Origin of the sequence: Pseudomonas sp. 3HC3 (genome assembly GCF_044904505.1) — a bacterium.
GTDB classification, from domain to species: Bacteria; Pseudomonadota; Gammaproteobacteria; order Pseudomonadales; family Pseudomonadaceae; genus Aquipseudomonas; species Aquipseudomonas putida_Y.
Genome location: NZ_JADDRH010000037.1, coordinates 1 through 13,785, shown reverse-complemented (window position 1 = coordinate 13,785; position 13,785 = coordinate 1). Strand labels below are relative to the sequence as shown.

General features: G+C 62.3%; 12 protein-coding genes. 1 reads left to right on the top strand and 11 read right to left on the bottom strand.

The window, feature by feature from the left end:
• Nucleotides 1-228: 228 nt before the first annotated feature.
• The 11 genes from INQ47_RS25415 to INQ47_RS25365 all read right to left on the bottom strand — a co-directional run bounded on the left by INQ47_RS25415 (nucleotide 229) and on the right by INQ47_RS25365 (nucleotide 12,517).
• Complete coding sequence (locus INQ47_RS25415; protein ID WP_003249542.1) at nucleotides 229-1,521, bottom strand: adenylosuccinate synthase; 1,293 nt, start codon at nucleotides 1,519-1,521, stop codon at nucleotides 229-231.
• 56 nt (nucleotides 1,522-1,577) lie between these two features.
• Complete coding sequence (locus tag INQ47_RS25410; protein WP_176683146.1) at nucleotides 1,578-2,765, bottom strand: ATP phosphoribosyltransferase regulatory subunit; 1,188 nt, start codon at nucleotides 2,763-2,765, stop codon at nucleotides 1,578-1,580.
• A 301-nt stretch (nucleotides 2,766-3,066) separates the two neighbouring features.
• Nucleotides 3,067-3,936 carry a protease modulator HflC gene (gene hflC / locus INQ47_RS25405; RefSeq protein WP_014592592.1) on the bottom strand — a complete coding sequence of 290 codons (870 nt, stop codon included), beginning with the start codon at nucleotides 3,934-3,936 and terminating at the stop codon, nucleotides 3,067-3,069.
• Nucleotides 3,936-5,117, bottom strand: a complete 1,182-nt coding sequence (gene hflK, locus INQ47_RS25400; protein ID WP_252460643.1) for an FtsH protease activity modulator HflK — start codon at nucleotides 5,115-5,117, stop codon at nucleotides 3,936-3,938. Before hflK ends, hflC begins: the two co-directional genes overlap by 1 nt.
• Before the next feature lie 96 nt (nucleotides 5,118-5,213).
• A complete protein-coding gene (gene hflX / locus INQ47_RS25395) occupies nucleotides 5,214-6,515 on the bottom strand; it encodes a ribosome rescue GTPase HflX (RefSeq protein WP_012274456.1) in 1,302 nt (433 codons plus the stop codon).
• 12 nt (nucleotides 6,516-6,527) lie between these two features.
• Entirely contained in the window at nucleotides 6,528-6,788 is a 261-nt protein-coding gene (gene hfq / locus INQ47_RS25390) for an RNA chaperone Hfq (protein WP_003258160.1), read from the bottom strand.
• Nucleotides 6,789-6,882: 94 nt separating this feature from the next.
• Nucleotides 6,883-7,854 (bottom strand): tRNA (adenosine(37)-N6)-dimethylallyltransferase MiaA, encoded by a 972-nt coding sequence (miaA, locus tag INQ47_RS25385; RefSeq protein ID WP_252460645.1) that lies wholly within the window; start codon nucleotides 7,852-7,854, stop codon nucleotides 6,883-6,885.
• A 1-nt stretch (nucleotide 7,855) separates the two neighbouring features.
• Nucleotides 7,856-9,754: a DNA mismatch repair endonuclease MutL gene (mutL, locus tag INQ47_RS25380; RefSeq protein WP_084851629.1), complete on the bottom strand. Its 1,899-nt coding sequence runs from the start codon at nucleotides 9,752-9,754 to the stop codon at nucleotides 7,856-7,858.
• Nucleotides 9,754-11,184 carry an N-acetylmuramoyl-L-alanine amidase gene (locus INQ47_RS25375; protein ID WP_084851631.1) on the bottom strand — a complete coding sequence of 477 codons (1,431 nt, stop codon included), beginning with the start codon at nucleotides 11,182-11,184 and terminating at the stop codon, nucleotides 9,754-9,756. Before INQ47_RS25375 ends, mutL begins: the two co-directional genes overlap by 1 nt.
• 11 nt (nucleotides 11,185-11,195) lie before the next feature.
• Nucleotides 11,196-11,669, bottom strand: coding sequence for a tRNA (adenosine(37)-N6)-threonylcarbamoyltransferase complex ATPase subunit type 1 TsaE (gene tsaE / locus INQ47_RS25370; protein WP_252460647.1), 474 nt, complete (start codon nucleotides 11,667-11,669; stop codon nucleotides 11,196-11,198).
• Nucleotides 11,657-12,517, bottom strand: coding sequence for an NAD(P)H-hydrate dehydratase (locus INQ47_RS25365; protein WP_404702882.1), 861 nt, complete (start codon nucleotides 12,515-12,517; stop codon nucleotides 11,657-11,659). Before INQ47_RS25365 ends, tsaE begins: the two co-directional genes overlap by 13 nt.
• A 65-nt stretch (nucleotides 12,518-12,582) precedes the next feature.
• Here INQ47_RS25365 and queG point away from each other — a divergent pair, with 65 nt between their 5' ends.
• The gene (gene queG / locus INQ47_RS25360; RefSeq protein WP_392523570.1) at nucleotides 12,583-13,647 is read left to right on the top strand and encodes a tRNA epoxyqueuosine(34) reductase QueG; all 1,065 of its coding nucleotides are present in this window, start codon (nucleotides 12,583-12,585) and stop codon (nucleotides 13,645-13,647) included.
• The last annotated feature ends 138 nt before the right edge of the window (nucleotides 13,648-13,785 follow it).

Here is a 13,785-nt window from a genome sequence, read left to right as displayed (position 1 = left end):
AAAAGCTTCCTCGAACAGGCCTGATACATAGATGCAACCGGGTTCCTATGTTCAAAAAAGCAGCTAGACAGTGTGGGCGAGTCCATACATAGGAGCGGGTTTACCCGCGAATACGGTAGCGGCGGCAACGGTGGATTGCCGATGGATTGGCCAGCCCCGGCATACCCACAAATGAAAACGCCGCAGCCCTTTTCAGGGCCACGGCGTCAGATCAGCCTGGAGGGCAGATCAGGCGAACGGATGACGCAGCACGATGGTCTCGTTGCGGTCCGGGCCGGTCGAAATGATGTCGATCGGCGCGCCAACCAGCTCTTCGATGCGCTTGATGTAGTCACGCGCAGCTTGCGGCAACTCTTCCAGGGTTTTCACACCCAGAGTCGACTCGCTCCAGCCTGGCATCTCTTCGTACACCGGCTCCAGGCCGATGTAGCTGTCGGCATCGGAAGGCGCGTCGATGACGGCACCGTTCTCGTTCTTGTAGCCAACGCAGATGTTGATGGTTTCCAGGCCGTCCAGTACGTCCAGCTTGGTCAGGCAGATGCCCGAGATGCTGTTGACGTCGATGGCGCGACGCAGGATGACGGCGTCGAACCAGCCGCAACGACGGGCACGGCCGGTGGTGGAACCGAACTCGTGACCACGCTTGGCCAGAGTTGCACCGGTCTCGTCGAACAGTTCGGTCGGGAACGGACCGGAACCCACGCGAGTGGTGTAGGCCTTGGTGATACCCAGGATGTAGTCCAGGTACATCGGGCCAACGCCGGAACCGGTGGAAATACCGCCAGCAGTGGTGTTGGAGCTGGTGACGTACGGGTAGGTGCCGTGGTCGATATCCAGCAGCGAGCCCTGGGCACCTTCGAACATGATGTCCTTGCCGGCACGACGCAGGTTGTGCAGTTCGGCGGTGACGTCGAGCATCATCGGCTTGAGCTGTTCGGCGTAAGCCATGCACTCGTCCAGCGTCTGCTGGAAGTCGATCGCCGGCTCTTTGTAGTAGTTCACCAGCTGGAAGTTGTGGTAATCCAGCAGCTCACCCAGCTTGGCAGCGAAACGCTCGCGATGGAACAAATCACCCACGCGCAGGCCGCGACGTGCCACCTTGTCTTCGTAGGCTGGGCCAATACCACGGCCAGTGGTGCCGATCTTGGCTTCGCCACGGGCTTTTTCGCGGGCCTGGTCCAGGGCCACATGGTACGACAGGATCAGCGGCGCAGCCGGGGAAATGCGCAGACGCTCACGCACCGGCACGCCTTTCTCTTCCAGCTTGGTGATTTCACGCATCAGTGCATCCGGGGCAACGACCACGCCGTTACCGATCAGGCACTGTACGCCTTCACGCAGGATGCCGGACGGAATCAGGTGCAGAACGGTTTTTTCACCGTTGATCACCAGGGTGTGACCCGCATTGTGGCCACCTTGGTAGCGCACTACGGCGGCAGCATGTTCGGTCAGCAGATCGACGATCTTGCCTTTGCCCTCATCACCCCACTGGGTGCCCAGGACGACGACATTCTTACCCATTACATTGGTCCTCATTCACGCAAACTTGGTTGCCGGCCTGTTGCCGACGCAGAAACTCACTGGGCCAGCGGCAGAACCTGCCAGCGCCCGTCTTGCTGAATCAATTGCCGATCACAATCCGCCTCGAGAGCAGCACTCAACGGCTGGCCAGGCAGAGCCTGAACCACACGCTGGCCCTCGTTGCGCAACTGGCAGACTTGCTGCCAGAGGGCCGCGTCGCCACTGTCCGGCATCCAGATGCCGCCAGTTGGCAATACGACCTCCGCTCGCCCCAGTGTGACCAGGGTCTTCAAATCCGTGGAGAAACCAGTGGCCGGGCGCGCCCGGCCAAAATCGGCGCCAATATCGTCGTAGCGCCCGCCTTGGGCGATCGATTGGCCTTCGCCCGGCACGAACACGGCGAACACCACGCCGGTGTGATAGTGGTAGCCACGCAGCTCGCCGAGGTCGAAGTACAGCGGCAGGTCCGGGTAGCGCGACGCCAGGCGATCAGCGATCGCCAGCAGGTCGTCCAGCGCCGCCAGCACGCTGGCCGGGGCGCGACCGAGGCGCACGCGGGCTTCAGCCAGTACTTCACGACCACCGCACAGTTCGACCAGGGCGCGCAGCATGCTGCCCAGGTCTTTCGGCAGGTCGGCGGTCAGTGCCTGCACTTCATCGACAGCCTTGCGCTGCATGGCGTCGAACAGCTGCTGTTCGACCGCGCCAGACAGGCCGGCGGCACGGGCCAGGCCGCGGTAAATACCGACGTGGCCCAGGTCCATGTGCACATCCGGCACATCGGTCAGCTGCAGCGTGGCGAGCATCAGGCTGATGACCTCGACATCACTGGTAGGGCTGGCATCACCGTACAGCTCGGCACCCAGCTGGATCGGGCTGCGCGAGGTGGACAGGGCACGCGGCTGGGCGTGCAGCACGCTGCCGGCATAGCACAGGCGGCTCGGGCCTTCACGGCGCAGTGTGTGCGCATCGATACGCGCCACTTGCGGGGTGAAGTCGGCGCGGAAGCCCATCAGGCGGCCGGACTGCGGGTCCACTACCTTGAAGGTGCGCTGATCCAGGTCCTGGCCAGCGCCGGTAAGCAGCGACTCCAGGTACTCGATATGCGGGGTGACGACCAGTTCGTAGCCCCAACTCTGGAACAGGTCCAACACCTGGCGGCGCGCGATCTCGATGCGCGCAGCCTCAGGTGGCAGTACTTCCTCGATGCCATCTGGCAGCAGCCAGCGGTCTACCGTTGCCATTACGCCATTTCCCCTCTGGTCCGGGCGGCTTGCCAGCAGGCAAGCCGTCAGAAAAGCCGGTATCGCGCACAGCAGCGGGCAGCACTGATCCCAGCGCAGCCACCGTACCCGACACCCTCAAATTGCCTTGCGAGCTGACCAAACTGTCGACCGGCGCTGTGCCAATCAACCTTGCAGACGCAAAAAAGCCGGGAAATTTCCCGGCTGCCTCATCATACACCCCTTTTCATTCAGGATGCACCCCGCCTGGTGCATTAGCTGCCAGGCGGGGCGCCGCTGCATGAAAATCAGGGCCTGAGCATCAAGGCCTGCTCTTGTCCAGGTAACGGAAGAACTCGTTCTTCGGATCCAGAACCATCACGTCGCTCTTGCTCGAGAAGCTCTCGCGGTATGCCTGCAGGCTACGGTGGAACGCATAGAAATCAGCGTCCTGGCTGTAGGCCTTGGCATAGATAGCGGCCGCTTGGGCGTCGCCATCACCACGGGTTTCTTCTGCTTCGCGATAAGCCTCGGCCAGCAGCACACGGCGCTGACGGTCGGCATCGGCACGGATACCTTCAGCCAGCTCGTTACCCTTGGCACGGTGCTCGCGGGCTTCACGCTCACGCTCGGTGCTCATGCGGTCGAACACGCTGCGGTTGACTTCCTTCGGCAGGTCGATGGCCTTGACGCGCACGTCGACCACCTCGATGCCCAGCTCCTTGCTCGCCATGCGGTTCAGCGATGCAGTGATGTCAGCCATCAGCGCGTCACGTTCACCGGAAACCACTTCGTGCAGGGTACGTTTACCGAACTGGTCGCGCAGGCCACTTTCAAGTCGGCGCGACAGACGCTCGTCGGCGATCTGCTTCATGCCGGACGTGGCGGTGTAGAAGCGTTCAGCGTCCTTGACGCGCCACTTGGCGTAGGCGTCGACCATCACCGCTTTCTTTTCCAGGGTCAGGAACCGCTGGGTAGGAGCATCAAGGGTCATCAGTCGGGCGTCGAACCTGCGCACCTGGTTCACGTACGGAATCTTCACGTGCAGGCCTGGCTGAACATCCGCCTCGACCACCTTACCGAAGCGCAGCAGTACCGCACGCTCGGTCTGGGACACGATGTAGAAGCTGTTCCAAGCCACGATGGCCAGGACCACAGCGGCGATCAGGGCGATCAGCGATCTATTGCTCATCAGCGGCTCTCCCTAGTGCGCAGTTGCTGCTGTTGCTGTTGCATGTCCTGCGCGGCACGGGCGGCCGCATCGTTGGCCGATGGCGACACGCTGGTGGTTGGCACGGACGGCCTGCGGCTGCCTTCGACCATCTTGTCCAGCGGCAGGTAGAGCAGGTTGCTTTGCCCGTCCTTGGTTGCCACCATGACCTTGCTCGAGTTGCTGTAGACCTCTTGCATGGTCTCCAGATACAGACGCTCACGGGTTACGTCAGGTGCCTTGCGGTACTCGACAAGCAGCTTGGTGAAGCGGTCTGCCTCACCCTTGGCGCGGGCGATGACTTCGTCGCGGTAACCATTGGCGTCCTCGATGATGCGCTGCGCCTGACCACGGGCTTCCGGCACCACGCCGTTGGCATAGGACTCGGCCTGGTTGCGGGCACGCTGCTCGTCTTCGCGGGCTCGGATCACGTCGTCGAAGGCTTCCTGCACTTCACGCGGGGCTGCCGCGCTCTGTACGTTGACCTGGGTAACGGTGATACCGGTACGGTAGTTGTCGAGGAAGCGCTGCAGGCGTTCGCGGATATCCACGGCCATCTGCTCACGACCCTCGGTCAACACCTGGTCCATCGAAGTGGAACCAACCACGTGGCGCAGAGCACTCTCGGTCGCGTGCTGCAAACTCACCTCAGGCTGGTCGACGTTGAGCACGAAGTCCTGCAGGTTGCTGATCTTGTACTGGACGGTCAGCGGCACCTCGACGATGTTCTCGTCTTCGGTCAGCATCTGGCCCTGCTTGGTGTAGGCACGCTCACGCGTGACGTTTTCCATGTACTTGCGATCAATCGGCGGGAAGTAGATGTTCAGGCCGGGACCGACCGTCTCATAGTACTTGCCGAAGCGCAGCACAACCGCCTGCTCCTGCTCGTCGACCACATACACGGCGTTGTACAGCCAGATTGCAGCCAGCACCGCCAGGCCGATGCCCAGCAGGCCCAGGCCACCACCCTTGCCGACATTGCGGTCACCGCCGCCACGTTTCTTGCTGCCGCCGAACATGCCATTCAGGCTGTCCTGCAGTTTGCGGAAGGCCTCGTCCAGATCCGGTGGACCTTTCTTGTCACCACCGCCGCCACCGCCACCACGGCGGCCGCCCCAGGGATCCTGATTGTTCGAGTTGCCACCCGGCTCGTTCCAAGCCATAGCGCTCTCCATCTGATAAAGCAAAGACGCGCCCACGGCGCGCCGTCCAATGCTACAGAATGCCTGTCACTGCTGCCCGGCGACCTCGACGAGCATTTATTGCAAAGTGTGTTGCTCGACAAACACTTGCGGCTCCATGCCTTCGCGGCTGACCAGGCGATTCAGTTCGACCATGGGCAGTCGCACGCTCAGCAGGCTGCGCCCTTCTTCATCATGCTCTTCACTCTGCACGGCACCCAGGGCAAAGAATTGCGCGCGCAAGCGGGCAAAACGCTGCTCCAGACACAGGGTACCGACAAACAGATCATCCCCCAGCAACTCGGCAACCGCCTGGCCAACCAGCTCCAGACCACGCCCATCGCGTGCCGATACCCAGACCCGTTCCGGCTTGCCATCGGCATTGCGCTGGATCTGTGGCTCGACATCTTCGAGCAAGTCGAGTTTGTTGTACACCTCGAGGATCGGCAACCCCTCGGCACCAATCTCGCCCAACACCGCCAGCACCTGCTCGATCTGCTCCATGCGCTCTGGCTCATGGGCGTCGATCACATGCAGCAACAGGTCGGAGTTGCTCGACTCTTCGAGCGTAGCCCGAAATGCCTCGACCAGCTTGTGCGGCAGGTGACGAATGAAGCCTACGGTGTCGGCCAGCACAATCGGCCCCAGGTCGTTAAGCTCGAGCCGGCGCAGGGTCGGGTCGAGTGTGGCGAACAGCTGGTCCGCGGCATACACCTCGGACTCGGTCAGGGCGTTGAACAGCGTGGACTTGCCGGCATTGGTATAACCCACCAGCGACACCGATGGGATATCCGCCCGCTTGCGCCCGCGCCGCGCCTGCTCGCGCTGACTGCGCACTTTCTCCAGGCGTGACTTGATCTGGCGTATACGCACCCGCAGCAGGCGTCGATCGGTTTCCAGCTGGGTTTCACCCGGACCGCGCAGGCCGATACCACCTTTTTGTCGCTCAAGGTGAGTCCAGCCGCGCACCAGCCGCGTGCTCATGTGCTCCAGCTGGGCCAGTTCGACCTGCAGCTTGCCTTCATGGGTACGCGCCCGTTGGGCGAAGATATCGAGAATCAGCCCGGTACGGTCGAGCACACGACACTCGAACACACGTTCAAGGTTGCGCTCCTGACTGGGCGTGAGGGTGTGATTGAAAATCACCAGATCTACCTGTTCGGCATGGACCAGGTCGTGTAACTCTTCGACCTTGCCACTGCCAATCAGGTATTTGGCGGAAGGCTGATGCCTTGTCACCGTGACCAGCGAGACGATGTCGGCCCCGGCCGACAATGCCAACTCCTGAAACTCCTGCGGGTCTTCTCGCGCCTCAGGGTTCTGACCTTCCAAGTGAACGAGCAATGCCCGCTCACCACCGCCGTGGCGCTCAAAGAACAATGCAGGCTCCTATCAGGCGTTGCCTGGCTCGCTGTCGCCGTGCTCGCTGTCGGACGGGCTTGGCAGGCGGACCGGACGGGCCGGAACTACGGTCGAGATGGCGTGCTTGTAGACCATCTGGCTGACGGTGTTCTTCAGCAATACCACGAACTGGTCGAACGATTCGATCGAACCCTGCAGTTTGATACCGTTGACCAGGTAAATGGATACCGGGACCTTTTCTTTTCTCAAGGTGTTCAAGTAAGGGTCTTGTAGCGAATGCCCTTTTGACATATGCCGCACTCCTGTAAGGATAAATAATAGAAATTCAATAAAATCGATAAATTAGGCCGCCCCTTCGCAAGAATAGACGGCAATCAGCAGGGACTCAGCTCAATATGGAGACGGCCCCAAGGTATTTCAAGGTGCGGGACAGATTGTCGCAGGCCAGGCTGTCAAGCCAGTGCACTTCAGGCCAGCCACGCAACCAGGTGAACTGCCGCTTGGCCAGCTGCCGGGTAGCAATGATACCGCGTTCACGCATCTCATTCTCAGTCAGCTTGCCATCCAGGTAATCCCAGACTTGCCGATAACCCACTGCCCGTATAGACGGCAGCCCGGCGTGCAAGTCACTTCTGGCTCGCAGCGATCGGACCTCGTCAACGAAGCCCTGTTCCAGCATCTGCGAAAATCGTAACGCAATTCGCTGATGCAAAATGTGACGATCTGTAGGAGCAATCGCCAAACTGGCGACAGTATAGGGCAATTGTCCGCCAGCGCCTGCGTCTGCGCCGCGACTTTCCGCGAATTGACGCCGGCGATGAACTGTCATGCTCTCACCGCTCACCCGGTACACCTCCAACGCCCGGATCAGCCGCTGCGGGTCATTGGGGTGAATACGTGCCGCTGACTCTGGGTCAACCTCGGCCAACTGGCGGTGCAGCTCGGCCAGGCCCAGGGCTTCAGCCTGTGCCTCCAGCTCGGCGCGCACCGCCGCATCGGCCGCTGGCATGTCGGCCAAGCCATCGATCAACGCCTTGTAATAGAGCATGGTGCCACCGACCAGCAGCGGGATCTTGCCGCGCGCGGTGATCTCGGCCATGGCCTCCAGGGCGTCGGTACGGAACTGCGCGGCCGAATAGCTCTCGGCCGGGTCGCGAATGTCGATCAGCCGGTGCGGGTGGGCGGCGAGGATTTCTTTCGACGGTTTGGCCGAACCGATATCCATGCCACGGTAGACAAGTGCCGAATCGACGCTGATCAGTTCACACGGCAGCACTGTGGTCAGTTCGATGGCAAGGTCGGTCTTGCCGGCCGCCGTCGGGCCCATCAGGAATATTGCAGGGGGCTTGCCGCTCATTTCATCGACCGCGCAGGAAAAGTTTGTCCAGATCGTCCAGGCCCATCTGGGTCCAGGTAGGACGGCCATGGTTGCACTGGCCGCTGCGCTCGGTGTTTTCCATATCGCGCAGCAGGGCGTTCATCTCGGGAATTGCCAGGCGCCGGTTGGCGCGCACGGCACCGTGGCAGGCCATGGTACCGAGCAGTTCGTTGAGGTGCGCCTGAATGCGATCACTGGTGCCGTACTCCATAAGGTCGGCAAGCACGTCCTGCACCAGGCGATTGGCTTCGGCTTGCTTGAGCAAGGCCGGGATCTGGCGAATCGCCAAGGTCTCGGGGCCCAGGCGCTGCAATTCGAAGCCCAGGCGCTGGAACCACTGGGCATGCTCTTCGGCACAGTCGGCTTCACGCTGGCTAAGGGCAAGGGTTTCCGGCACCAGTAGCGGCTGGCCGCTCAGACCCTCGCTGGCCATGGCTACCTTGAGGCGCTCGTACATTATCCGCTCGTGAGCGGCGTGCATGTCCACCAGCACCAGGCCAACAGCATTTTCGGCCAGGATGTAGATGCCCTTGAGCTGCGCCAGTGCGTAGCCTAGCGGGGGAATGTCGCCCTGACTTTCGGGCAGGGCCGTCGCAGGCGCTGCACCGGTTTCCAGTGGCTTGTAGAACTCGCGATACACCGCCTGTGCCTCTGCGGCCGGCAGCGGCTGCGAGGGACGTGGGGTGTATTGATACTGGTAACCGGCGCCACTGCCACCATTGGAAAACGACTGCTGTGGGGCTCGAGGCTGTTCTAGCACCGGCGAGGCCAGGCGCATTTCACCCTGGGGCCCGAACTCACCGGCCTGCTGGCCAGTGGGGCGAACCAGCTCAGGCACCGCCGCAGGTGCGGCCAGCTGGTCTTCCGGGCGCACGTCGGCCAAGGCACGGTGCAAGGTGCCATACAGGAAGTCGTGCACCGAGCGCCCTTCACGGAATCGCACTTCGTGCTTGGTAGGGTGCACGTTCACATCGACGCCGTTGGGCTCCAGCTCCAGGAACAGCACGAACGTGGGGTGGCGGCCGTTGAACAGCACGTCCCGGTAAGCCTGACGCACAGCATGGGCGACCAGTTTGTCGCGCACTGCCCGGCCATTGACGAAGAAGTACTGCAGGTCAGCCTGGCTGCGCGAGAACGTCGGCAAACCGACCCAGCCCCAAAGGCGTAGGCCGTTGCGCTCCACGTCGATCGGCAGCGCCTGCTCCATGAAGCCAGGGCCACAGATGGCACCCACCCTCCGCGCACGGGCGACTTCGTCGTGGGCCTCGTGCAGGCTAAGGATGCTCTTGCCGTTGTGGCGCAGGTGGAACCCGACATCGAAACGGGCCAGCGCCAGCCGGCGGATCACTTCCTGCAAGTGATCGAATTCGGTTTTCTCGGCCTTGAGGAACTTGCGCCGGGCCGGGGTATTGAAGAACAAATCGCGCACTTCCACCGAAGTACCGACCGGGTGCGCCGCCGGCTGCACCCGCGGCGTCATGTCGCGACCTTCGGTTTCTACTTGCCAGGCCTCGCTGGCACTGGCGGTACGCGAGGTCAGGGTCAGGCGCGCCACCGAACTGATCGAGGCCAAGGCCTCGCCACGGAAGCCCAGGCTCAATACCCCTTCAAGATCTTCCAGCTCGCGGATCTTGCTGGTGGCGTGTCGGGCGAGGGCCAGCGGCAGGTCGTCGGCAGAAATGCCGCTGCCATCGTCCCGCACCTTCAGCAGTTTGACGCCGCCCTGCTCTACTTCCACATCGATGCGCCGGGCACCGGAGTCCAGGCTGTTTTCCAGCAGTTCCTTGGCTACGGATGCCGGCCGCTCCACAACCTCGCCGGCAGCAATCTGGTTGGCCAGCCGCGGGCTGAGCAACTGAATTCGCGAACCGCCACTCATTATTGCGCGGCCAAGGTTGTGGCGGGCACATCGAGGCGCTGACCAACCTTCAGCTCATCGGTCTTCAGCTTGTTGGTGCTGCGCAGGCTGGCCACACTGACCTGGTAACGCACGGCGAGCATCGCCAGGGTTTCGCCAGGGCGCACGGTGTGTTCACGCGGGCCGGCGGCAATCTTGCCGGTGTCACGCAGCCAGGCGATATAGGTGCCAGGTGGCGGGTTCTGCTGGAAGTACTGGTGCACCCCGGTGCGGATCGACCTGGCCAGGGCCTGCTGGTGGCTGGATGAGGCCAGCTTGGCTGCTTCGTTGTTGTTCGAGATGAACCCGGTTTCAACGAGGATCGACGGAATATCCGGCGACTTGAGCACCATGAAACCGGCCTGTTCCACGCGCTGCTTGTGCAACGAGGTGACGCGCCCCATGTTGCCCAATACCTTTTGCCCCACGTTGAGGCTGGAGCTGAGCGTAGCTGTCATCGACAGATCAAGCAGCACGCCAGCGAGCATGCGGTCCTTGTCGTCGAGGCTGACATTACCCGCACCACCGATCAGGTCGGAACGGTTTTCCGTGTCGGCCAGCCAGCGCGCAGTCTCAGAGGTGGCGCCACGATCGGACAAGGCAAACACCGAGGCGCCAAAGGCTGCGCGCGAAGGGGCCGCGTCGGCGTGAATCGAAATGAACAGGTCGGCGCCTTTCTTGCGGGCGATTTCCGTACGCTTGCGCAGCGGGATGAAGTAATCACCGGTGCGGGTCAGCTCTGCACGGAAACCTTTTTCGCTGTTGATCTGACGCTGCAGTTCTTTGGCGATTTGCAACACGATGTCTTTTTCGTGCTGGCCACGCGAGCCAGAAGCGCCAGGGTCTTCGCCGCCATGCCCGGCATCGATGGCAACCACGATGTCACGCTTGCCACTGGGTACCGGTGGCAGCTTGATCGCCGGCTGGGCCGGCGTCACTGGCACCGCCGGCGTGGTCGCAGGCGTTTGCACCGGTGCCCGTGCAGGCGGCGGCGCGCTGGCCGCGATAGCGTCAGCTTCCTGATCATAAAGGTCGACCACCAAGCGGTTGCCGTACTGTGCATTGGGCGCCAAGGTGAAGCTTTTCGGGGTTACCGACTTTTTCAGATCGACCACAACCCGAAGGTCGGTTGGCGTACGCTGGGCCGAACGCACATTGCTTATCGGCGTGTTGGAGGTGGCCACATTCAGTGGCGCGGCCAGTGTTGCGCCATTGATGTCGATGACCAGGCGATCGGGTGCGCTCAGGGTGAAGACACTATGCTGCACGGGGCCAGACAGGTCGAAAACCAGCCGCGTGTTGTCCGGTGCGCGCCACAGGCGCATGCTCTTGACTTGAGTGACGGCCAGAGCGTCAACGGTCACCGTTGTCAGCAGCAGCCCAACGATGGCGACCAGTGCGCGTATGCGCATACCTACCCCACTTACTGTTTATAGTGTTCGGCCAGTGCCACGCACCAGGCCTCGCCGCGAGCCCCCTGCGGCGAAAGGTTCAGCGAGCGTCCACTCGCTTGGGGGCTTATGGTAATGGTCAGGTCAGGCTTTGGCAAAACGCCCGCACCCTTTTGTGGCCATTCGAACAAGCACAGCGGGTCGCCTTCGAAATAGTCACGAATGCCCATGAACTCAAGCTCCTCCGGGTCAACCAGGCGATACAGGTCGAAGTGAAAGGCTCGGACCTCGCCGATTTCATAGGGTTCGACCACGGTGAACGTCGGGCTTTTCACAGCACCAGTATGGCCCAGACCGCGGATCAGGCCACGCGACAGGGTAGTTTTACCCGCGCCCAGGTCGCCTTCAAGGAAAATCACGCCGCGACCACCGGTCACCTCGGCCAGGGCTGCACCGAATTCGACCGTGGCCTCTTCATCGGCCAGAAACACATTTAAGCCAGACACGCAGAATGCTCCTCCAACAACTCACGAATGACCGGCGCCAGATCGCTGGCCGCCAGGCCTCTACCTTTTAACCCAAGGCGCTCGCCGGCACAGGCATGCAACCACACTCCCAGACAACCCGCACCCCAGGCATCCAGGCCTTGGGCCACCAGTGCCGCCAGCACGCCAGTCAGCACATCGCCAAGGCCGGCGCCGGCCATCGCCGGGTGCCCGCGCTCGCATAACGCCAGCTGCCCGCTTGGGGCTGCCACCAATGTGCCGGCACCTTTGAGTACACAGACGCTGTTATAACGGCGCGCCAGCTTGCGCGCGGCGCCAGGGCGGTCGGCCTGCACCGCCTCGGTGGAAATGCCCAGCAGCCGCGCTGCCTCCCCCGGGTGCGGGGTAAGGATGCTGCCACTGGGCAGAGCCAGCGGAGTGCGCGCCAGCAAATTCAAGGCATCGGCATCCCACACTTGCGGCCGCTCGGCGTTGGCCACCGCAGACAACAAGCTACAACCCCATGCCGCCTGCCCCAGGCCGGGCCCGACCACCAGTACCGAAGCGCGCTCCAGCACGCCCATCAACTGGTTGGCCGAACGGACACCCAGGCACATGACCTCGGGCAGGCGCGCCAGGCTGGCCGGCACGTGCTCGGGCCGGGTTGCCACGCTGACCAGCCCGGCGCCGCAACGCAGGGCGGCTTCGGCGCTGAGCAGTACAGCGCCTCCGGTACCAAGGTCGCCACCGACCACCAGTACATGGCCAAAGTCGCCTTTGTGGGCATACGCATGCCGTGCCGGCAGGCGAGCAACCGTCACGCTGCTGAGCAATTGAGGGGCATTACTGGGGTGTTTGGTCTGCGGCATGGGGTCAAAGGCTCCAATGTCTGGCAGAATTATACGCACCTGAGCCCGTATTGCCTTGCCCATCCATGTCCGCCTCCACACCTGACCTCGCCCAACTGGCCCAATCGATCAAGATGTGGGGCCAAGAACTCGGTTTTGCCCATGTTGGCATCGCCGGGGTCGACCTTGGCGAACACGAACACCACTTGCAGCGTTGGCTCGACGCCGGCTATCAGGGTGAAATGGAATACCTGGGCGCCCACGGCAGCAAAAGGTCACACCCGGACCAACTGATCCCTGGCACGGTACGCGTGGTCTCGCTACGCATGGACTACCTGCCCGGCGACACGCAGATGGCACAGCGCCTGGCCCAGCCGGAGAAGGCCTACGTGTCGCGCTATGCGCTTGGCCGGGACTACCACAAGCTGGTGCGTAAGCGCGTTCAGTTTCTTGCCGACCGCATCCAGGAAGCCATCGGCCCGTTCGGCTACCGCGCCTTTGTAGACAGCGCCCCGGTATTGGAAAAGGCCCTGGCCGAACAGGCCGGGCTGGGCTGGATCGGCAAGAACACGCTGTTGCTCAACCGCAAGGCAGGTAGCTATTTCTTCCTTGCCGAACTGTTCGTCGACCTGCCGCTGCCGGTGGACGAAGCCACCACCAGCGAACACTGCGGGCGTTGCCAGGCCTGCCTGGACATCTGCCCGACACAGGCGTTCGTCGGGCCGTATGTGCTGGATGCCCGGCGCTGCATCTCGTACCTGACCATCGAGCTGAGAGGCGCGATCCCTGTCGAGTTACGCGCAAAGATGGGCAACCGGGTGTTCGGTTGCGACGACTGCCAGATCGTCTGCCCCTGGAACCGCTTTGCCAAGCACAGCCAGGAGCAGGATTTCCAGCCACGGCACGGGCTGGAAAATACCGATCTGGCAGCGATGTTCCTGTGGGATGAACGCACCTTCCTGCGCAAGACCGAAGGCGGGCCGTTGCGGCGAGCCGGGTACGAGCGTTTTTTGCGCAACCTGGCGGTAGGTTTGGGCAATGCGCCGTCGACGATTCCGGTGATCGAGGCGCTGAAGGCCCGGCGCGACGATGAATCGGATCTGGTGCGCGAGCATGTGGAGTGGGCGCTGGCCCGACACGACATTTCCTAGCTACACAATCTTTGTAATCAATGGACTCGCCCCCGCCGAGGCATCACAGTGCCACGGTGGTGTTCGAAGAAGCCAACGGCAGCGAGGGCGAGACCATGAAAAAGCATAGTTCGAAACACGATTCCCTGTCTTCCACTG

Excerpts from the sequence above, each read along its gene's own strand:
- queG (WP_392523570.1), top strand. The coding sequence starts at position 12,583 with ATGTCCGCCTCCACACCTGACCTCGCCCAACTGGCCCAATCGATCAAG.
- hflC (WP_014592592.1), bottom strand. The coding sequence starts at position 3,936 with ATGAGCAATAGATCGCTGATCGCCCTGATCGCCGCTGTGGTCCTGGCC.
- INQ47_RS25415 (WP_003249542.1), bottom strand. The coding sequence starts at position 1,521 with ATGGGTAAGAATGTCGTCGTCCTGGGCACCCAGTGGGGTGATGAGGGC.
- INQ47_RS25410 (WP_176683146.1), bottom strand. The coding sequence starts at position 2,765 with ATGGCAACGGTAGACCGCTGGCTGCTGCCAGATGGCATCGAGGAAGTA.
- miaA (WP_252460645.1), bottom strand. The coding sequence starts at position 7,854 with ATGAGCGGCAAGCCCCCTGCAATATTCCTGATGGGCCCGACGGCGGCC.
- hfq (WP_003258160.1), bottom strand. The coding sequence starts at position 6,788 with ATGTCAAAAGGGCATTCGCTACAAGACCCTTACTTGAACACCTTGAGA.
- INQ47_RS25365 (WP_404702882.1), bottom strand. The coding sequence starts at position 12,517 with ATGCCGCAGACCAAACACCCCAGTAATGCCCCTCAATTGCTCAGCAGC.
- hflK (WP_252460643.1), bottom strand. The coding sequence starts at position 5,117 with ATGGCTTGGAACGAGCCGGGTGGCAACTCGAACAATCAGGATCCCTGG.
- mutL (WP_084851629.1), bottom strand. The coding sequence starts at position 9,754 with ATGAGTGGCGGTTCGCGAATTCAGTTGCTCAGCCCGCGGCTGGCCAAC.
- INQ47_RS25375 (WP_084851631.1), bottom strand. The coding sequence starts at position 11,184 with ATGCGCATACGCGCACTGGTCGCCATCGTTGGGCTGCTGCTGACAACG.